Here is a 20136-nt window from a genome sequence, read left to right on the forward strand (position 1 = left end):
CTTGGGGTATTGCACGTTCTTGTGGCCGTGCTGGTGCTCGCCGCCGTTGCCATCGCGATGGCGGCGAGCGCCCCGCGCGCGCCGCGCAGCGAGGACACGGATGTGTTCGGCTTCGATGCCTTGCGCACGCCGGCAAACGCTGCTTCGGACGAGGATTTGCCGCTGCTGCGCCGCTATCCGGCCAGAGATGGCGAACAGCTCGCCTGGCGGCCTTATGATTCGACCGCGAGCCAGATTCTCGTGTTCGTGCATGGATCATCGGCGCACGGGCGCTCTTACCACCATCTGGCCGCGGCGATTGCCGCTTCCGGCGCTGCCAAGGTCGCGGTGCCGAATCTTCGGGGTCACTATCTGTCCGGCCTCCGCCGGGGCGATATCGACTACGTCGGTCAACTCGAAGACGATATGGCCGACCTGATTGCCGAGTTGCGCAGGCAACATTTTGACGGGCCGATCGTGCTTGGCGGACATTCCAGCGGCGGCGGGTTGGTGATCCGCTTTGCCGGCGGCGCCTACGCGAGGCTGGCATCGCGCTTCCTGCTGTTGAGCCCCGTCATTCCAACATCTGCCACACTCAAGGGCAGGTCGGCGGGCGGCTGGGCGCAAGTCAACCTGCGGCGCATCATTGGCCTGGTCATTTTGAATGCACTGGGGATACGCGGGTTCAACGCGCTACCGGTCATCGAGTTCAACAAGCCCGTGCAGTTCCGTGACGGCTCGGAAACGCTCGCGTATTCCTGGCGCCTCTGCACCTCATACCAACCCCGCACGCGTTACGCCGCCGACGTTCAAAAGCTCGCGGCGCGGGCCGCGGTACTGATTGGCGAGCATGACGAGGCGGTAGACGCGCAGCGTCTGCGGGCGTTATTCGATCAGGCATCCCCGGCCAGCGCGTTCACGATCCTCCCCGACACGAACCACTTCGCGATCTTCACGAATCCCGCCGTACACGCGAAGCTCGCGCAGTGGCTCATGCTGCCGGACGATGCCCGCCCCACGCATTAGTCAACACTATGGACTTCTACACAAGCGCATCAGCCAATGTGCCGTCGTGGAGCCATTTTGCATGCTCAGGCGCGCGCCGGGTCCGGTCCCAGTCTTCCAGCATGTCCCATTTCACGGCGTCCAGCATTGCGGACATCTTCGGCGTACCGGTGTTGGCAGCCAGTTCGAGGCGGTGTCCCGATGGGTCGAAGAAGTAAATGGACTTGAAGATGGTATGGTCGGTCGGGCCGACAACTTCAATGCCATCGGCTTCCAGCTTCGCCTTTGTGGCCATCAGGTCATCGATGCTTTCAACCTCCAGCGCCAGGTGCTGCGTCCAGACCGGTGTATTGGGATCCCGCGACATCGCCGGTTGGGTGGGAAGCTCGAAAAACGCCAGAATGTTGCCGCCTCCCGCATCCAGAAAGATATGCATGTACGGGTCTTTCTCCCGCGTGGACGGCACTTCGTTTTCTGCGATGGCCAGCACGAAACGCATGTTGAGATACTTGCCGTACCAGGCAACGGTTTCCTTCGCATCCTTGCAACGGTACGCTACATGATGGATTTTCTTGATCTGCACGGGTTCCTCCCTCATTCAGTTAAATCAGGTCTACTGACCTATGCGTTCACTCGACGCGAGCCAGCCCCACGTGATCGCCGTGTGGCATTGGCCAGCAGCAGCACGAATAGCGCCGAGCACAACACCGGTACCGATGCCGCCTGAAACAGCGATACATTCGACCAGTTCAGCGCAATCAATTGTCCGCCGACGAGCGGGCCGATTACCGACCCGACGCGGCCGATGCCGAGGCTCCACCCGATACCGGTCGAGCGCAGCGTGGTCGGATAGAAGTGACCCGCGAGCGCGTTGACGGCCGGCTGTCCGCCAACCACACAAAAACCAGCGGCGAACACGACGAGCAGCAGCCACGGCAACGCATGCACGACCGCGCCAATCACGCCAACGAACACGGCAGCCAGGATGAAGCACGCAAACAGCACCCGAACGAAGCCAAAGCGCTCGATGACCCAGCCGAGCAGCAGCGTCCCGATTACGCCACCGGTTTGCAACGCAGTCCCTACGATCACTGCCGTCGACTGGGCATAGCCCGCGTCGCGCATCACGGTCGGCAGCCAGTTCGACAGGAAGTACAAATCGATCAGGTTCATGAAGCTGATCGCCCACAGCAGCAACGTGACCGGCGTGCGGCCCGCGCGGAACAGCTCGGCCACCGGGGCACCGCCGCGGGCTTCGCGCACGGCGAGGCGCGTGCCGCCATCCATCTTCAGTGCCGGATTGAACTTCGCGAGCCACGCGCGCGCGTCGCGATCCCGTCCGTTCAGGACGAGGAACTGTAGCGACTCCGGCAGCGCAATCCACATTACGACGGCGAGCAGGAGCGGCACCACGCCACCAACCCAGAACACGGCGTGCCAGCCGTACGCGGGAATCAGCGCGGCGCTGACGAAACCACCGAGCGCCGCGCCCAGCGTAAAGCCGCACGAGACCAGCATCATTCGCTTGACGCGATGGGCTGCCGTCGCGAACTCGCCGACGAGCGCCATCGCATTCGGCATGATGCAGCCAAGCCCCAGGCCGGTGACGAATCGCAGCACCAGCAATTGGGGGATGGTGGTGGCCAATGGCGTCGCAAGCATCGAGAGCGCGAAGAACAGCGTCGCGCCGACCAGCACCGGGCGACGCCCAACGCGGTCCGCGAGCACCGAGAGACCCAACGCGCCCAGCAGCATGCCAAACAGACTCGCGCTGAAGACCGGCCCGAGTTCTGCCTTCGACACGTGCCAGTCGGCAATCACGCTCGGCGCGACATAGCCCATGGCCTGCGCATCGAACCCGTCGATGACAAGGCACAGACCGCATAACGCGACAAGCAGGAGCTGGAATAACGGGCGGTGCGTTTCGCCAAGTGCGCGCTCGACGTCGATAACGTTTTCAGAAGCCGTCTGGTCAGACATCGGTGTTTCTCCTCGTGAATCGCCAGGACCCGGGGCCTGCGCAGTGCGCCGCGCCATGGGATCGCTTCGGGGTGGATGAAGTTACGAATTATAAAAACGATTACGATTAGAGAAATAAACGTATACCCTGCGGCATCTCCATATTGACTCCGCATCCGGCTGGCGCCTCGGTCAACGCGGAATTCGACCGTGGTTCCGGAGGCCAGATGAGTCAGGAAGTGAGAATGGAAAGGGGGACACAGTGCGAGAGGGAAAGGACGTCAGTCAAAAATTTCACTGTGGGACTGAGCACCGTGCTCAAGGGCAGGTCGGCGGGCAGCGGGCGCACGTTAACCCGCGCGCATGATTGGATTGATCATTCTGAATGCGCTGGGGATTCGCGGGTTCAACGTGCTGCCGGCCAGGCAATCGTGCTAGCGAACGCGCGCGGCCCCGCGCACGCGAACCATCGCATCAACCGCGGCGGCCAACTCCGAGTCGAGCTGGGGCCAGCGGTCCACAGGAATCGCAGCCCCCCCCCCCGGCGCGACCGGTCGCGCAGCGCGCCGGGCAGGCAACCGGCCGGTTGCTCGTTCCCGCCGTAGCGAAACACGCGCGCACGGCCCGGCACGACCTCCTCGACCACATGCACGATTCCCGCATCAAGCCACATGCGCAGGACGGCCCGCACGCTGCGCGCGTCGACCCGCACGCGCGCCGCCAGTTCCGTTGCCGTGCCGCAGATTCCGTCTTGCATCACATCGATTAGCCGTGCTGCTACCTCCCCCCTTTCCCGCATGCTGGTCTCCTTTCAGGAAAGCCTGCCTTGTAGCCGGGATGCAGGCATTGTCGACAAGGTCCCCGGCCAGCGCCCCTCCGTGATCGTATTTTCAATCGGGCGCTCGTGGGACAACGCTAACCCGATTGGCCGCACATTCGTCTCAAAATGGGATGTGTGCCGCGCGCCAACATCGCGAGCAAGCGTTCGAGCATGCAAATGATTTGGAATCCTTTATTTTTTCACGACGACCTCGCCACCGCATGACTTGCGAAGTTCTTGTCCGCTTTATCGGTAGATCGCCACGACAGGGGCATCCCCAACGTGGGCATAACCGCGATACATGCCCTCGGTATTAAGAGTGGCTAACACAACCTGGACATGAAGCCATAGGCCCCGTATCCTAGGGGCATGACAAGACGCAAAATCAGCAACGAAGTGTGGACGACGCTGGAACCATTGATTCCCGTATTCGAACCGTCGCCCAAAGGTGGTCGTCGACGTACGGTCGACGACCGCGCGCCATTGAGCGGCATTCCGTATGTACTGCAAACGGGCATTGCATGGGAGGACCCGCCCCAGGGGCTTGGTTTCGGCAGCGGCATGACATGCTGGCGACGACTGCGGGATTGGCAGAGCGCAGGTGTGTGGGAACGACTGCATCTGGCGATGCTTCGCCGATTGCCAGATACGTTCCCTCGGCAAATCCAGGCATCGTTCGTACGCGTGATACCAACGTTCGAGCCATTTCGTTGTGGGATAGCCCAATTGCCGAACCGTCGCGGCAAGGCGTTTTCTAAGCTTCAAGTAGAGTTTGACTGCCCGGATGCGGTCTTCGTACGAATACATGGACTAGCTCCCAAATAGTCCAAGAATTCCGCCGCACCCCCAAAGCGGACATCTGAAAATGGCTTTGACAGAAATGTCCCCTTTTTATTTCGGCTACTTCCCGTGATCAGATCACGGGAGCGCCGTATCGCCTGCTCGGAGCGTACTAAATATATCGTCAACGCCCTGGCGCTGTCGTAGTCAAACCTTGTAGTCAGACCATCTCGCTGGAAAGGCCGAATGCTTGCATGGTACTCGACCCGACCATTCGTAAAAGCCGCCATGCGAGACCCTGAGCAACCGACACATTGCGCGAGTCGGCCGGACTCCGCGTTGCTCCGCCATCCAGGCATATCTGTGCCCTCTTGTGCTGCTCATTCCATCCTCTCCGGATTTCGTCAGCTTAGCTGATGTGTCCTGGATAACGGTGGAAGGCCAATGTATCGCAGCTCAATGTCTGACCTACACGGTCCCCTGCCGACACTGCGCATGTCAGTCTTCCGTCGCCATCAGAAGCCCACCACATCAGCTTCCATTCCATCTGACATCTCACGCGCGTCTCCTCCAGAACAGCGTCATTAAGAATTCTCCCATCACATCTCGCTATCTTTCACAACCTATCTGTTTGAATGTTTTTTGATATACGAGGCGTGTTGAAATCACTTCAAATAAATAAAGGCCAACTGTCAGCGATGACAGCAACGTGGGAAAGCGCATGTTTTCTAACGAAATTGACAAGAAGACAGTGAGCCCTTATGAAATCAGCGAGGTTACCGATACCCGGCGCGGCCTACCATAGTAGAGAAACCTTTTCTCGTGAGACGGAGAAAATATTTGGTCAAGCGTGGTCGTTTCTTTGCCATAAAAATGAAATCAAAGAGGACAACGCATACGTTGTAAGACAGATCGGCACAGAAGACGTTATCGTCGTGCATCTAGGCAATGAAGAATACGCGGCGTATATCAATATTTGCCCCCATCGCTGCGCGAAGCTTGTAACTGCAGTTGAAGGGAATTGCAAGGGGAGATTCGTTTGTCCATATCACGCTTGGACGTTTAACGTACAGGGGGAATTGATTGTCGTCCCTGCACAAGAGCACTATCTGAAAGACCTGTCGCTGGACGATCACAGACTCGTTGCCGTGAAGTGCGAGTTATGGAATGGGCTGCTTTTTGCAAATCTCGACCGGAACGACTCAAGTTTAGTGGCCGCGCTCGGGAATTTTCCAGAATATTTACGTGACTATAGCCACTCCATTGAAGAAATGGAACTGGTTACCACAGTGATAATGGACGTCGCGGTAAACTGGAAAATCATAGTAGAAAATTACGTCGAAGATTATCATTTTTCATTTGTCCATCCCCAGACACTGAAAGTGTTTGATCACAAGGCGACGCAAACTACGCCGACTGGTGACAATATACTGGTTTACATGCCCTACCGACAGACCAGACCTGCAGGTCCGTGTAAATACCCCTGGGCAACAGATGGTGGATCCCCGCAGGGATTTATCTGGCCGTCGATGACAATCCAGCCAGCGGTGAATCATCTGTCAATTTTTCAGATTGTCCCGCTTGAGCCGGAAAGAACCGTGGTACGCATTCCCGTCTATCAAACGCCAGAGCAAAAACGAAACTGGCCAATGGATATCGACGAATTGACTGTGAATATCCATACGGACATGGAAGAAGATTTCGTTATATGTCGTGAGATGCAGCGAAATACCCACTCCAGTCACTATCGCATCGGGGTGCTTTCACGGCCCCACGAGCTGGGAATCGAACTCTTCGCAAATGTCTGGTGGAAATACATGGGCTAACCACATGACACACAACAAACTGCAGAAAGTGGTGGTACTCACAGGGGGCTCGAGAGGCATTGGCCGGTCAATCGCGCAAGCGTTGTGGAGAGATTTCACAATAGTCAACCTGGACAAGGATGATGCGTCATTTGAATTGGACGGTGTCCAAAGCATGCGCCTCGATGTCTCAGACGAAAACCTCCTCAAGCAGGCGTTCGAAACGATTCGCGCTGAACACGGCATACCCTACGCGCTCGTGAACAATGCCGGCATCAGTGAGCCGGTCAACTTCCGGGATCTATCGCTTGAGTCATGGGAAAGGCAGATAAAAGTGAATCTCACCGCACCGTTCCTGACTTCCCGGGAGTTCTCGAGACTAGAAAGCACCAACGCTTCCGAAACACGAAAGATAATCAATATTGCGTCCGTCAGTGGCATGGTAGGTATGCCACGATATGCGGCGTACAACTGCGCAAAATCGGGGTTAATCGAATTGACCAAGACGCTTGCAGTAGAGCTGGCGCCTGTCATTCATACGTGTGCGATTTGCCCGGGCTATATTCTGACGCCCATGCAGCGAGCAGAATATTCCGAGGATGAACTGATGGCGTGCGCACAGGAGAACCCATCCCGGCGGCTTGGGAGTCCGGATGAAGTAGCAGAACTGGTGAGCTTCATATTGTCAGGGAAAAATAACTATCTTAATGGATCCATTATGGTTATGGATGGTGGTGAAATCGCAGGCGGAATGGCGAGCTGAGTGATGAGAACGGAAGAACTGCCAATTACTGAAGATTTTGCCGGGCATGTCCGGCTTCATGCGCGCACGCCAATCTGTGGTGCCTATTCCATCGAAATGGGCGCCCTCGACTGGTCATGGGAATATCTTTCGTCGATCGTTGGTGACAAGGTTGTCCGGCCAATGGTAAACATGCCGAGGAGTGGAAAATTCCCTGGCAGCTACAGAAACCACGAGACGAGTCTGACTTTTGGAGATTTTGTTGACCTGTCTAGAAGTAATCCCAGTACGCCTTGCTATCTTGCCTATTTGAGGCCGAAAGAACTCCACGCCGAATTGGGCGAAGATGTAGACTTCTCAGCGATTTCTGGTGCGGATGATCATACCGATACTCGCGTATGGCTGGGTTCGCAGGGGACGAATTCCGGGCTCCACTCGGATCTCAAGGACAATGTCTTTGTTCAGATTCACGGCAAAAAACATCTGTGGCTCATCAACCCGAATCAAACCAGAAATGTTTATCCGGAGGATGATAATATTGTAAATAGCGCCATTGATTTTCCGAATCCGGACCTGTCGACGTACAAGAAATTGCGAAGCGTGACGGTTCTGTCGCGTGTTCTCGTCCCCGGAGATTTTGTTTATATTCCCAAGGGCTGGTGGCACTGTCTCGTGTCGCTCGAAGATTCAATATCTTTGAATCACTGGTACGGCAGCCCGGTGGCCGACGAGGAATACATCCGTTTGATCTGGAAGCAAGGGCTAGGTTACGCCTCACGTACATTTCTCGATCTCCTGAGATATGGATTTTTCAGACAAACGCAAAAAAATAATTTCTTTTTTACTCCGCCTCCGAATGGATTGCGCTTATACAATTATCTATTTCGAGGTGGTTTTTCGCTGGCCAATGATCCTGTACGGGAACAATAATTATGAATGCAAATGGAAACGGATATAAAAAACCATATGATCAACTCTTTCAACGAATGGGATCCGTTGGAAGAGGTAATTGTTGGAGACATGTTTGATGCAACTGTTCCCGAATTGGACATCGCGGTTCGCGCAACGATGCCGGAGGATCAGATCAGTTTTTTCGCTGCCAACGCTGGAAAGGAATTTCCATCCGGATATGTTTCCAAGGCATCCGAAGAACTTGATATCTTTTCCGAAACACTGTCGAAACTCGACATCGTCGTTCGCAGGCCTTCGAAAATACGCAAATCAACCCCTTACAGCACACCCCACTGGCAAACACCGGGTGGACTCTATAGCGCCATGCCGCGCGACTCGTTGCTGGTGATCGGCGACCTTATCATTGAAGCACCCATGGCGTGGCGGTCCCGCTATTTTGAAACGGATGCTTTCAGGCCGCTGCTGAAGGAGTACTTTCAGAAAGGCGGGAAGTGGATTGCCGCTCCCAAGCCGCAGTTGCTGGATGAGACGTTTAATCCGCATTACGATCCGGAAACACCATATTTAACGGATCGGTACGCTGTAACGGAATTTGAGCCGACATTTGATGCAGCAGATTTTATTCGCTGCGGTCGCGACATCTTCGTACAGAAGAGCCATGTGACGAACGATTTCGGAATTGAATGGGTGAGAAGCCATATCGGCAGAGCGTACACGATTCACAAGATCGACCACAGGGACGCAGGACCAATGCACATCGACGCAACCCTTATGCCGTTGTGCCCTGGAAAGCTTTTGATTCACCCGACGCGACTGAACACCATTCCGGCACAGTTCAAAAATTGGGAAGTTCGGAAGGCCCCTTTGCCAACCGAGCGCCCCGGACACAATCTCTATATGTCCACCTCGTGGCTTAGCATGAATGTGCTGATGCTTTCGCCAGACACCGTGGTGGTTGAGGCGGGAGAAAGAAACATGATAGCGTTCATGGAAAGCTGGGGATTCAACGTTCTTCCTGTCAACTTCAGAAACGTCATCCGTTTTGGTGGTGCTTTTCACTGTGTTACGGCCGATGTTCGTCGGAGAGGCGAACTGCAGTCCTACTTTTGATTCATCATTTCAGACATGAAGCTCGACTTATGAAGAAAGACTGGGCCGAAATCACCACGAGCCCGGTCGCGATTTTCCATGAATTTATTCATCTATGATTGATTTTTATAGTCATCTTTGATGGGCAATCAACCTAATTCGAACGTAATCATGCTTCTCGGTGGGGTTACGGGAATCTACTCCGTTGGATCCACCCTACTCTCCGTTGCCATAGCAAGTTCAACCTTTATCTCTACTGGCTCGGTGACACGTTCTGCATTGGTCTTCATCGTTCAATATCTACCAGTCGCACTTTTTATCAAGCCGATATGGCAAATCTCGGAGAACCACTCGCCACAGCTGCTGATCAACAGACTCTGCATCGCGGCTGCAGTAATCTCCGTCCTGTCCGGCATTGCGTACGGGTCCTTGCCTTCCTTCGTCCTTTACGGGCTTTTGTCGCTTCGCGGACTGGTTGAATGTTCCCTCAAACAAAGTCGCTCGGTCATGGTGAAACTCGCGTCGACTGAAGCAACAGTGGGGTCTGATAGTGCGACTATCCAATTTTTTGAATTTTCCGGCCAGGCTTGTGGTGCCATTCTGGCGACCATGCTTTTAGGCAAGCTCTCGCTGATGGTAATTTGCTGCATCGATGCCTCTCTATTCATCTTCAGCAAATTCCTGTCCTCCAGATTGCCTGACTATGACGTATCAAAGCCAGAATCTGGTAACGTCAAATCTATCTTGAAGATTGGCAAGGTGGTATGTCAATCACCGCGCCTCAACTTCTTTTTTTGTGTACTTGTCTGCATTGTCATTGTCCTACAGTCCGTCAATCAGACGCTAAGGACATGGTTGCCACTGAATTGGCTTGATTTCGAAGCGAGTGGATCCGGGATTACGGAGGTAATCGGGCTGTTTGGAATTGTTGCAGGCATTGCTGTAGCCAGATATTTTGCCATCAAAACTGGATTCAGGCCTTCTTTCCTGGTGGCGGTTGTTTTTATTTCTGCCGCCCTATTTAATGCAATTTTCATTTTCAGGAGTTCAGCTGCATCACTGCCCATCTATTTTCTTTATATGACATCATTCGAGATCTGCGTATCTTACGCTCTAGGTGCGATGATTTCCAATACGAGTCAGGAATTCATAAAAGGCGTAATGGCACTCTTTTATGGTGTTTCATATGGCGGCTTGTGCTTCACGGGTGTGATTTTTTCAGTTTTCACAGATACGTACGGTCTTAACCGCATATCTTGCTTGATCGCGGTGATTGTCTCGGTGCTGGCAATCCTATTTTATTCACGCTTGCACTTCGAGTGCATCTTTGATCTCTACAGGAAATTTCATGCGCGGTATTATCGTTGACGGTTACAGCTCGGGAAGATTTCTTGCTCGCCAGCTAATCGATTCAGGGGTCACACTCATCCATATTCAATCAAACCGGGAAGTTCCGGACGCTTATCGTGGAGGGTTTGATCCGGGAATTTATAAGCAAAATATTGTTCTCGAAGAGTTGTCCAATTTTGATCGGCTGGATTTTGGGGCGATCGATTTCGTCGTCGCAGGCAGTGAACCAGGAGTTTTTCTCGCCGACCGGCTCGCCTCCCATTTCAAGGTCGCCGGAAACGCATGCAGCAGCTCAAAACTTCGTCGCAATAAGGCCGAGATGGGAAAGGCGCTGCGCAGAGCCGGGATTCCATCAGCCGAAGAAGTTGTCGTCTTGATACACGGTACGTACCCGAAAGTTCCCTCGGACTGGTACCCCGTTGTTGTCAAGCCTGCTGAAAGTGCCGGGGGAGATGATGTGAGGATCTGTAACGACTATGGTGAGGTTGTGGACGCCCTTGAACACATATTCAGCAAGACTAATATGTTTAACCTCCCGAATGTGGAGGCTGTTGTTCAGAAAAAGCTTTATGGTCGTCAATTCATGGTTAATTCGATGACGCAAAACGGCCGCCACAAAATTATCGAAATATGGGAGGAGCGGCGAATCCATACCGCCGACGGCTACAGCATTTACGACAGAGAAGTACTGATTCCGTCAAACTTTCCCGAGTCAAGAGCCATCCAGGACTATGTCATGCGTGTGCTGACCGCACTGGATCTTACGTACGGCCCGGCGCACACGGAGCTGTTCTTGACCGAGAAGGGGCCGATTCTCCTTGAGACTGCGGCGCGCATTCAGGGCGGGATTGATGGCAAGGCAAGTGAGTTCGCGCTCGGACAAAGTCAGATTTCGTGCACCAGGAATCTCCTGACGGATCCGGACTGGTTTGATAGTCAACTCAAAAACGAATATGCACCACGGGCTAATTTAATGCTCGTCAATCTGATTTCTTATAACGCCGGCGTTGTCAAGTTCTCACACGTTAAGGACACGATTGCGAAGTTGCCTTCGTTTCATTCGTCCTTCGGAATACTTTTGCCTGGCGCACCCATCGCGAAAACCGTCAACCTGCTGAGCAAACCAGGGCATGTCTATCTGGTCAACGCAGACATCGCGCAACTGGAGTGCGACTATGACGCGATACGTCGCCTCGAAAAAAATGGACTCATCTACGAGCTGGAGAATGAATTTTGAAGATCACTATAGTCAATTCCACAAGGACAGCTTACCATTTCTGGCGACAATGGAACTGAAATAGTCAACCTTCATAGCTTGCTGGAGAAAAAGAGAGTTGTGCTCTTTGCGGTGCCTGGGGCGTTCACGAAGAATTGTTCAAAAATCCATTTTCCAGGATTTGTCAACAACGAAGCTTCTTTTTATGCGCGCGGTATCGATTTGATTGCATGCCTCGCAGTCAACGACACCAATGTAATGGCAGCGTGGAAAGCTACCTTTGCAGAGAACAGGATTCTGATGCTATCTGACGCAGACACATCGTATTCCAGAAAAATTGAACTTGAGGTAGACGAAGGCATCGAGGGGGGCATCCGCTGCAGCAGATTTGCCGTCGTCATCAATGATCTCATCGTTGAGAACTTCTGGGTCGACCCTTCGGGGGTGAATCTTTCACGCGCTGAAGCGGTCCTGGAGCACATTCATCAGGAAAGGAGTGAATGATGGCTCCCTTTATAGCACGACATTGGCACGGCCATTGTCCCGTTGAGAATTCTGAAAAATTCTGGGCATTTCTCAAGAATGAAGTTGCCAATATTCCAGGAAAACTCGCTGCCTATATTCACCATACTGAGACGGGGGATTTGGCGCATTTCTATGTGTGTACGTTCTGGGAAGATTTCGATTCGTTGAAGGAATTTTCCGGGGACAATGTGTTCGCTCCAGTAAGCGATCCATTCGATATCGAATGTGGAGTTGTTTCTGATTCGATTGTTTCGCATTTCAAAACAACTGTCATAAAGAATCCTTATCAATTATCTTTGTGATTTCTTTGTCGCAACGCGATACATTACAATTTATTCCAAGCATTTCCGTCCACATTGAACAGTACTGTATTCTGGAATCGTTCGATTGTGAATCAGCTATTGAACAATCGGATATTTGCATGTTTGACGAAATATCGCATGATGGCAAAGTTGACCCGACATCTTCACCACCCCAGTTGAGTGGCGCGGCGGTAGTAGTTGGCGCACTCGCCGACGAGCAGGTCGAATTCATTTGGGGCTACCCCGGCGGCTCGGTACTTTACATTTACGACGAGCTGTACAAGCAGGACAAAATCGAGTTTCGACCGGCAAGGTCGGCGTGTGTCTCGTGACCTCGGGACCTGGCGTCACCAATGCGGTGACGGGCATCGCGACGGCCTATATGGATTCGATCCCGATGGTGATCATCAGCGGCCAGGTGCCTACCGCCGCGATTGGTCAGGACGCCTTCCAGGAGTGCGACACGGTCGGCATCACGCGTCCTTGCGTGAAGCACAACTTCCTCGTGAAGGACGTGCGCGATCTCGCCGCCACCGTCAAAAAAGCTTTCTACATTGCGCGCACCGGCCGTCCCGGCCCCGTGCTGATCGACATTCCGAAAGACGTGTCGCGCACGCCGTGCGCGTATGAGCAGGTCAAGAACATTGCGCTGCGCTCGTACAACCCGGTCACCAAGGGCCACTCGGGACAGATCCGCAAGGCGGTCTCGCTGCTCCTCTCGGCCAAGCGTCCGTACATCTATACCGGCGGCGGCATCATCCTCGCGGATGCGTCGCGCGAACTGAACCAGTTCGCGGACCTCCTCGGCTACCCGGTCACGAACACGCTGATGGGCCTGGGCGGCTACCGCGCGAGCGACCGCAAGTTCCTCGGCATGCTCGGCATGCACGGCACTTACGAAGCCAACATGGCGATGCAGCACTGCGATGTGCTGATCGCGATCGGCGCGCGCTTTGACGACCGCGTGATCGGCGACCCGCATCACTTCGCTTCCAGTCCGCGCAAAATCATTCATATCGACATCGACCCGTCGTCGATCTCGAAGCGCGTGAAGGTCGATATCCCTATCGTTGGCGACGTGAAGGAAGTGCTCAAGGAACTCATCGAGCAGCTTCAGCACGCCGAGCACGGTCCGGATACGGTCGCGCTCGCCGACTGGTGGAAGGACATCGAAGGCTGGCGCGAGAAGAACTGCCTGAAGTTCGACCGCGGCAGCGAGATCATCAAACCGCAGTACGTGGTGGAAAAGGCGTGGGAGCTCACGGGCGGCAACGCGTTCGTGTGCTCGGACGTGGGCCAGCACCAGATGTGGGCCGCGCAGTTCTATCGCTTCAACGAGCCGCGCCGCTGGATCAACTCGGGCGGCCTCGGCACCATGGGCTTCGGCCTGCCGGCGGCGATGGGCGTGAAGATGGCGCATCCCGACTCCGACGTGCTGTGCATCACGGGCGAAGGCTCGATCCAGATGTGCATTCAGGAGCTGTCGACCTGCAAGCAGTACGACACGCCCGTCAAGATCATTTCGCTGAACAACCGCTACCTCGGCATGGTCCGCCAGTGGCAGCAGATCGAATACAGCAAGCGCTATTCGCATTCGTACATGGATGCGCTGCCTGACTTCGTGAAGCTCGCCGAAGCGTATGGCCACGTCGGCATGCGGATCGAAAAGACGGCTGATGTGGAGCCGGCGCTCAAGGAAGCGCTGCGCCTGAAGGACCGCACGGTGTTCCTCGATTTCCAGACCGACCCTTCCGAGAATGTCTGGCCGATGGTACAGGCCGGCAAGGGCATCACCGAGATGCTGCTCGGCTCGGAAGACCTGTAACGGTATTTGCACGGCGCCGTTGCAATCCCGCGCGGCGCGCGCCCACACAAGGGGCGCGGGGGTTCGCGGGAACGCAACGGCGACACGCTCAACTGGATAAATCGCGGATCACATCATGAGACACATCATTTCCGTTTTGCTGGAAAACGAGCCGGGCGCGCTCTCGCGCGTGGTCGGCCTCTTCTCGGCACGCGGCTACAACATTGAAACCTTGACGGTGGCGCCGACCGAAGACCGTTCGCTGTCGCGCATGACCATCGTTTCCATTGGCTCGGACGACGTGATCGAACAGATCACGAAGCATCTGAACCGCCTGATCGAGGTGGTGAAAGTGGTTGACCTGACCGAGGGCGCCCACATCGAACGCGAGCTGATGCTGATCAAGGTAAGGGCGGTCGGCAAGGAACGCGAAGAGATGAAGCGGATGGCGGACATTTTCCGCGGCCGCATCATCGACGTCACCGAAAAGACTTACACGATCGAACTGACGGGTGCGAGCGACAAGCTCGACGCGTTCATCGAAGCGATCGACGCCGCTGCGATTCTGGAAACGGTTCGCACCGGTAGTTCAGGAATCGGGCGCGAAATGGATTCGTGTCCGATCGATAAAAGAGTCACCACAGCACCTTAAGAGTGGCTAACACAACCTGGACATGAAGCCATGAAAGCCATTTTCTGGCGGCATGTCCAGACGCAAAATCAGTAACGAGTTATGGGCGGCGTTGGAGCCGCTGATTCCGGTGTTCACCCCATCGTCCAAAGGCGGCCGACGCCGAACGGTAGATGACCGCGCAGCCTTGAATGGCATCCTGTACGTCCTGCAGACAGGCATTCCGTGGGAATACCTGCCCAAGGAACTGGGTTTCGGCAGCGGCATGACGTGCTGGCGACGGCTACGAGCCTGGCAGGCCGCAGGTGTTTAGGAGCGACTGCATCTGGCGATGCTTCGCCGCTTGCGTGAGCATGACCAGATTGATTGGGAACGGGCGAGTCTTGATGGTGCCAGTGCTTCGAGCCCCCGGGGGGCCAGGAAACCGGCCCCAACCCGACAGACTGGGGCAAGCTCCGGTCGAAAAGGCACATCGTTGTAGATGCGCGAGGCATTCCGCGGGCCATCACGGTCACAGATGCCAACCGGCACGATTCGATGGCATTTGAGTCCACGCTCGATGCCATTCCCGCAGTGTCGGGCCTGAATTGTCAGCCGCGCAAACGCCCGGGCAAATTGCATGCAGACAAGGGCTATGACTTCGCTCGCTGTCGGCGTTACCTGAAGCAGCGCGGCATCACGGCCCGTATCGCCCGCCGCGGGTTGGAAAGCAAGGAGCGGCTCGGACGACATCGCTAGGTGGTCGAGCGCACGCATGCATGGTTCGCCGGCTTCGGCAAATTGCGCATTCGGTTCGAGCGCCGTCTCGACATTCATCTTGCGTTGCTTTCTCTCGCTGCTACCGTTATCTGTTCGCGCTTCGTTGATGACTTGTGTTAGCGGCTCTAGAGGGCACCGTGACATTGCCGCGCGCATCGACCGCGATCAGGCCGCCCCGCCCGTCGATGCGAGGCAGCCGCTCCATCACGAATGGGAAATCAACCCACCGTGGCTCACAGGGCGACAGCCACGGCCTGGCCCACGTCCGCCGTCTTCGCTGCGCCGCCCATGTCCGGCGTGCGCGGGCCTAGCGCCAGCACCTTCTCGATCGCCTGCATGATGGCGTCGTGGGCGGCCTTGAAGCGCGCGTCGCCGTTGCCGAGAAAGTCGAGCATCATCGCGCCCGACCAGATCATCGCGATGGGATTGGCGATGGCCTTGCCGACGATGTCCGGCGCCGAGCCGTGCACCGGCTCGAACAGCGACGGGAACTTGCGCTCCGGGTTCAGGTTCGCGGAAGCGGCCAGACCGATCGTGCCCGTGCACGCGGGACCGAGGTCGGAAAGAATATCGCCGAACAAATTCGATGCCACGACCACGTCGAAGCGGTCCGGCTGCAGCACGAAGCGCGCGCTCAGGATGTCGATGTGCTGCTTGTCCCACTTCACGTCCGGGTAGGCCTCGGCCATCGCGGCCACGCGCTCGTCCCAGTACGGCATGCTGATCGAGATGCCGTTGGACTTCGTGGCCGCCGTGAGCTTCTTGCGGCCGCGCTGGTTCGCAAGCTCGAATGCGTATTTGAGAATGCGGTCCACACCGTGGCGGGTGAACACCGCCTCCTGCAGCGCGAACTCGCGCTCGGTGCCCTCGAACATCTTGCCGCCCACCGAGGTGTATTCGCCTTCGGTATTCTCGCGCACCACGAGGAAGTCGATATCGCCGGGCTTGCGGTTCGCGAGCGGGCAGGGCACGCCGGGCAACAGGCGCACCGGGCGCAGGTTCACGTACTGGTCGAATTCGCGGCGGAACTTGAGCAGCGACCCCCACAGCGAGATGTGATCAGGCACCTTGTCGGGCCAGCCCACGGCGCCGAAGTAAATGGCGTCGAAGCCATTGAGCGTGGCGAACCAGTCGTCCGGCATCATCTTGCCGTGTTCGAGGTAGTAATCGCAGCTCGCCCAGTCGAAATGCGTGAATTCGATGTTCAGCCCGAACTTCGCTGCTGCGGCCTCCACCACCCGCACGCCCTCGGGCATCACTTCCACGCCAATGCCGTCAGCGGGAATCGCCGCGATCTTGAAGGTCTTGCCCATGCTTCGCTCTTCGTTGCCTTGCACGCCCGACAACCGCAAAGATGCCTCAAACATCGCCAGCACAGGGCAATCCGTCGCTATCGGCCGTGCCGCCATCCGGGATAGATTTCCGGTCGCCCGTGTGGGGATCGGCGTGCTCGCCATTTAACCGAATACGCCAGCAACCGGAATACGCCAGGCGAACTAGTCCGAAAGAAGCAAGCGCGCACCCGTCCCTATCCTCACGCAGGATGGACAGCGGCCCCGGCGTTCGTGCATGGCGGCGCATGCGGCGTTGATGAATTGATTATCGATGGGAGGATTCCGGTGAAAACCGATATCGTCGTTGTGGGGGCCGGCCCGGCGGGTCTGTGCTTCGCCCGTTCGCTCGCGGGAACAGGCCTGAAAATCGTGATCGTCGATCAGCAGGGTGTGGACGAACTTCGCAATCCTGAATTCGATGGCCGCGAGATCGCGCTCACGCATAAATCCGTAGGCATGCTGAAGCAGCTTGGATTATGGGAGCGGATCGAGGAGCAGTCGAAGTCGCGTCTGCTCGACGCGCGCGTTTTCAACGGCAAATCGCCGTACGCACTCGAGATCGGGCGCGATCTGAGCCCGCACGACGAACTGGGCTGGCTGGTCGCCAATCACCAGATTCGCAAGGCCGCCTTCGAAGCTGTGCAATGCGCGAAGGAAGACGGCGCGGACATCGAGCTGCGCGCCACCGAACGCGTTATCGGCGTCAAGTCCGACAACCACTGCGCCACCGTGCAGCTCGAAGGCGGGACATCCATCGAAGCCCGCCTGATCGTAGCGGCGGACAGCCGGTTTTCGTCCACGCGGAGGATGATGGGCATCTCCGCGCAGATGCGCGACTTCGGCAAAACGATGCTGGTGTGCGGCATGACGCACGAAAAACCGCATCGCCACGCTGCGTGGGAGTGGTTCGGGTATGGCCAGACGCTCGCGTTGCTGCCAATGAATCCGCATCCGACGTCGGGCGCATTCCAGTCTTCCGTGGTGCTCACGCTCACGGGCCACGAAATCGAGCGGCTCAAGCACGCGGACGCGCGCACCTTCGCCGACGAAATCGAGCGCCGCTTCGATCACCGCCTCGGCAATATGGACCTGGTCACGACGCGGCACGCGTATCCGCTGGTCGCCGTTTATCCGGAGCACTTCGTGGCGCGGCGCTTCGCGGCCGTGGGCGATGCGGCAGTGGGCATGCATCCGGTCACGGCGCACGGCTTCAACTTTGGCCTGTCGGGCGTCGGCACGCTCGCCGGTGCGATTCGCGAAGCCTGCCTCGCCGGGCGCGACTACGCATCCGATGCGCTGTTGCGGCGCTACGAGCACAAGCATCGCCTGGCGACGCGCCCGCTCTATCTGATCACCGGCATGATCGCTTCGATCTACACGCGCGATCATCTGCCGGCGCGCCTGGCCCGCGATGTCCTGCTGCGCGCGGGCGATCATCTGCGCCCCTTCAAGCGAGGCGTGGCCGCCTACCTCGCGGGAGGGCTCTAAGCCGTGACCATCGCCAGCAAAACAGATTCGCAACAGCAAGCCACGCGCGCCGAAGACAAGCGCGTCGTCAACGGCCGCGGCGATATCAATCAGCTCGCGCCGTTTCGCTATCCGTGGGCATGGGAGTGCTTCCTGAGCGCGAACCGCAATCACTGGACGCCGCTCGAAATTTCCATGAGCGACGACGTGCACGATTACCAGCAGCGCCTGACCGAAACCGAGCGGCATGTTTTCGAAAACGTGCTCGCCTACCTCACCACGTCGGACATTCTCGCGATGCGCAACATCGGGCTCGCGGTGATGGAAAAGATGACTGCGCCCGAATTGCAGATCTATCAGGCACGCCAGGTCTACGAGGAGGAGCTGCACACCTGGACTTACCAGCACTGCATCGAGACACTCGGGCTGGACCAGCAGGAGATCTATAACCGCTATCGCGTCGTGCCGGAAATCCACGCCAAGATCGCGCTCGCGAACCGGCGGCTCGAGCGCATTCTGGCCCCCGGCCTCGACCTCACCAACCGCGACACGCTGCACGAATTCGCGCTGGCCTACCTGTTCTTCGCGGCGGTGTTCGAGGGCTGCTGGTTCTATAACGGCTTCACGCCGGTGTTCGCGCTCCAGCGGCGTGGCTTGATGAAGGCGACCGCGCAGCAATTCCAGTACATCATGCGTGACGAGGTTTTGCATTGCGGCTTTGGCATCCGCGTAATCCGGCAATTGCTGGAGGAGGAAAACCTGCAGCTAGATCCACGCGCCGTGCAACAGATCTGGGAAGAGGCCGATGCAGCTGAAACGGCCTATGCAGGCTATATTCTGCGCGAGCCGATATTGGGCTACTCGGCCGATTTGCACTGCGCCCAGTTCCGCCACATCGCGAACCGGCGCGCGGGCCAACTGGGAATGCCCGCGCCGTTTCCCGGTGCGGAAAACGTGCTTCCCTGGCTCGACGAGCAGGCGAATCTGCGCAAGGAGAAGAACTTCTTCGAAACGCGCGTGACGGAGTATCAGACGGGTGGCGCGCTGGACTGGAACTAGGCGGGCCGCACAAAGTGAAGACGTAGAACGGGAGCACCGGGCATTCGTCCGGTGCTCCCGCTTCGCGCTTAGTGCCGCGTTTCCTGCGCCGGCATTTCAATCACGCGTTGCCCGCCCGGCGTGGACACCGTGGATGCCGCCGCCGCAACCGGCTTGAATGCCGCGTTCCCCACGGTCACGGGGATGGACACCACCGTGGTTCCAGAGGCCGTGCTGACGAACACGTTCAGGAAGTACGCGCCATCGGAGGCAGCCTGTACGACCACGGTGTCCTGGCTGGCACCCTTGCTATCGGGTGTGAGCGACTTCTGGGCGGAGCCGGAGAGCCGCAGCGAGCCTTCCGTCGTGTAAGTCACCTCGCCCGCGCCAGACACCGGCAAGCCCGTATAGTTGATCTGCACGCTGATCGGGCTGCCCGCCGCGCCACGCGCAGCGGAGGCCTGAATGGTGACGCCGCTATAGCTCTTTTGCTCGCCAGCGTGCGCAGTATAGGACGCGTTTCGCGGCGTGCTTTGCGCCGACGCCCCAGCCAGGCACCCTTGGGCGCTCAACAGCCATGCGATGCCAAGCGTCATGAAAATAATCTTTTTCATCGTGT

Annotated in this window: 16 protein-coding genes and 4 pseudogenes; 15 read left to right on the forward strand and 5 right to left on the reverse strand. The window is 56.9% G+C overall.

What is annotated here, in order from left to right:
• Positions 1-102 precede the first annotated feature (102 nt).
• Positions 103-1005, forward strand: coding sequence for an alpha/beta hydrolase (locus tag NH14_RS30810; protein WP_161790894.1), 903 nt, complete (start codon positions 103-105; stop codon positions 1003-1005).
• 16 nt (positions 1006-1021) lie between these two features.
• Here NH14_RS30810 and NH14_RS30815 read toward each other — a convergent pair whose 3' ends face one another.
• Both NH14_RS30815 and NH14_RS30820 read right to left on the reverse strand, forming a co-directional pair.
• Positions 1022-1567, reverse strand: coding sequence for a VOC family protein (locus tag NH14_RS30815; protein WP_035534153.1), 546 nt, complete (start codon positions 1565-1567; stop codon positions 1022-1024).
• 38 nt (positions 1568-1605) lie between these two features.
• Positions 1606-2964, reverse strand: coding sequence for an MFS transporter (locus NH14_RS30820; RefSeq protein WP_035534152.1), 1359 nt, complete (start codon positions 2962-2964; stop codon positions 1606-1608).
• Positions 2965-4132: 1168 nt separating this feature from the next.
• On the opposite strand from NH14_RS30820, the pseudogene NH14_RS30825 reads away from it, so the two are divergent.
• Positions 4133-4405: pseudogene (locus NH14_RS30825) on the forward strand (transposase); the annotation flags it as partial.
• A 381-nt stretch (positions 4406-4786) separates the two neighbouring features.
• Here NH14_RS30825 and NH14_RS34200 read toward each other — a convergent pair.
• Positions 4787-4906, reverse strand: a pseudogene (locus NH14_RS34200) (IS3 family transposase); the annotation flags it as partial.
• Between the two features lie 398 nt (positions 4907-5304).
• On the opposite strand from NH14_RS34200, the gene NH14_RS30830 reads away from it, so the two are divergent.
• From NH14_RS30830 to NH14_RS30880, 11 genes and pseudogenes are all read left to right on the forward strand, one after another.
• Positions 5305-6369, forward strand: a complete 1065-nt coding sequence (locus NH14_RS30830) for an aromatic ring-hydroxylating oxygenase subunit alpha (RefSeq protein ID WP_084225978.1) — start codon at positions 5305-5307, stop codon at positions 6367-6369.
• Between the two features lie 4 nt (positions 6370-6373).
• Positions 6374-7111, forward strand: coding sequence for an SDR family NAD(P)-dependent oxidoreductase (locus NH14_RS30835; protein ID WP_168727174.1), 738 nt, complete (start codon positions 6374-6376; stop codon positions 7109-7111).
• 3 nt (positions 7112-7114) lie between these two features.
• Entirely contained in the window at positions 7115-8020 is a 906-nt protein-coding gene (locus NH14_RS30840; protein ID WP_084226038.1) for a cupin-like domain-containing protein, read from the forward strand.
• Between the two features lie 12 nt (positions 8021-8032).
• Positions 8033-9112 carry an amidinotransferase gene (locus tag NH14_RS30845; protein ID WP_202031838.1) on the forward strand — a complete coding sequence of 360 codons (1080 nt, stop codon included), beginning with the start codon at positions 8033-8035 and terminating at the stop codon, positions 9110-9112.
• A 150-nt stretch (positions 9113-9262) separates the two neighbouring features.
• The gene (locus tag NH14_RS30850) at positions 9263-10459 is read left to right on the forward strand and encodes an MFS transporter (RefSeq protein WP_035535341.1); all 1197 of its coding nucleotides are present in this window, start codon (positions 9263-9265) and stop codon (positions 10457-10459) included.
• Positions 10440-11678, forward strand: a complete 1239-nt coding sequence (locus NH14_RS30855; protein WP_084226039.1) for an ATP-grasp domain-containing protein — start codon at positions 10440-10442, stop codon at positions 11676-11678. Before NH14_RS30850 ends, NH14_RS30855 begins: the two co-directional genes overlap by 20 nt.
• Before the next feature lie 60 nt (positions 11679-11738).
• A complete protein-coding gene (locus tag NH14_RS30860) occupies positions 11739-12161 on the forward strand; it encodes a redoxin family protein (protein WP_331253481.1) in 423 nt (140 codons plus the stop codon).
• Complete coding sequence (locus tag NH14_RS30865) at positions 12158-12484, forward strand: hypothetical protein (protein ID WP_152617374.1); 327 nt, start codon at positions 12158-12160, stop codon at positions 12482-12484. Before NH14_RS30860 ends, NH14_RS30865 begins: the two co-directional genes overlap by 4 nt.
• A gap of 119 nt (positions 12485-12603) precedes the next feature.
• Positions 12604-14309 (forward strand): annotated as a pseudogene (locus tag NH14_RS30870) (acetolactate synthase 3 catalytic subunit).
• Positions 14310-14424: 115 nt separating this feature from the next.
• Positions 14425-14940, forward strand: a complete 516-nt coding sequence (gene ilvN, locus NH14_RS30875; protein WP_168727175.1) for an acetolactate synthase small subunit — start codon at positions 14425-14427, stop codon at positions 14938-14940.
• A 52-nt stretch (positions 14941-14992) separates the two neighbouring features.
• Positions 14993-15798: pseudogene (locus NH14_RS30880) on the forward strand (IS5 family transposase).
• Between the two features lie 113 nt (positions 15799-15911).
• On the opposite strand, the gene NH14_RS30885 reads toward NH14_RS30880, so the two are convergent.
• Positions 15912-16991, reverse strand: coding sequence for a tartrate dehydrogenase (locus NH14_RS30885; RefSeq protein WP_168727176.1), 1080 nt, complete (start codon positions 16989-16991; stop codon positions 15912-15914).
• Between the two features lie 306 nt (positions 16992-17297).
• On the opposite strand from NH14_RS30885, the gene ubiM reads away from it, so the two are divergent.
• On the forward strand, positions 17298-18500 hold the full coding sequence (gene ubiM / locus NH14_RS30890) for a 5-demethoxyubiquinol-8 5-hydroxylase UbiM (protein ID WP_035535258.1): 1203 nt from the start codon (positions 17298-17300) through the stop codon (positions 18498-18500).
• A gap of 3 nt (positions 18501-18503) precedes the next feature.
• Positions 18504-19538, forward strand: coding sequence for a ribonucleotide-diphosphate reductase subunit beta (locus tag NH14_RS30895; RefSeq protein ID WP_244143516.1), 1035 nt, complete (start codon positions 18504-18506; stop codon positions 19536-19538).
• 68 nt (positions 19539-19606) lie between these two features.
• On the opposite strand, the gene NH14_RS30900 is transcribed toward NH14_RS30895, so the two are convergent.
• On the reverse strand, positions 19607-20131 hold the full coding sequence (locus NH14_RS30900) for a hypothetical protein (protein WP_035535260.1): 525 nt from the start codon (positions 20129-20131) through the stop codon (positions 19607-19609).
• Between the last annotated feature and the right edge of the window lie 5 nt (positions 20132-20136).

It is taken from the genome of Paraburkholderia sacchari (genome assembly GCF_000785435.2).
In the GTDB taxonomy this organism is placed as follows: domain Bacteria; phylum Pseudomonadota; class Gammaproteobacteria; order Burkholderiales; family Burkholderiaceae; genus Paraburkholderia; species Paraburkholderia sacchari.

What these genes read in the sequence shown, in the direction of transcription:
- NH14_RS30830 (WP_084225978.1), top strand. Translation starts at nt 5,305, where the DNA reads ATGAAATCAGCGAGGTTACCGATACCCGGCGCGGCCTACCATAGTAGA.
- NH14_RS30900 (WP_035535260.1), bottom strand. Translation starts at nt 20,131, where the DNA reads ATGAAAAAGATTATTTTCATGACGCTTGGCATCGCATGGCTGTTGAGC.
- NH14_RS30820 (WP_035534152.1), bottom strand. Translation starts at nt 2,964, where the DNA reads ATGTCTGACCAGACGGCTTCTGAAAACGTTATCGACGTCGAGCGCGCA.
- NH14_RS30850 (WP_035535341.1), top strand. Translation starts at nt 9,263, where the DNA reads ATGCTTCTCGGTGGGGTTACGGGAATCTACTCCGTTGGATCCACCCTA.
- NH14_RS30840 (WP_084226038.1), top strand. Translation starts at nt 7,115, where the DNA reads ATGAGAACGGAAGAACTGCCAATTACTGAAGATTTTGCCGGGCATGTC.
- NH14_RS30885 (WP_168727176.1), bottom strand. Translation starts at nt 16,991, where the DNA reads ATGGGCAAGACCTTCAAGATCGCGGCGATTCCCGCTGACGGCATTGGC.
- NH14_RS30845 (WP_202031838.1), top strand. Translation starts at nt 8,033, where the DNA reads ATGGAAACGGATATAAAAAACCATATGATCAACTCTTTCAACGAATGG.
- NH14_RS30865 (WP_152617374.1), top strand. Translation starts at nt 12,158, where the DNA reads ATGATGGCTCCCTTTATAGCACGACATTGGCACGGCCATTGTCCCGTT.
- ilvN (WP_168727175.1), top strand. Translation starts at nt 14,425, where the DNA reads ATGAGACACATCATTTCCGTTTTGCTGGAAAACGAGCCGGGCGCGCTC.
- NH14_RS30855 (WP_084226039.1), top strand. Translation starts at nt 10,440, where the DNA reads ATGCGCGGTATTATCGTTGACGGTTACAGCTCGGGAAGATTTCTTGCT.
- NH14_RS30835 (WP_168727174.1), top strand. Translation starts at nt 6,374, where the DNA reads ATGACACACAACAAACTGCAGAAAGTGGTGGTACTCACAGGGGGCTCG.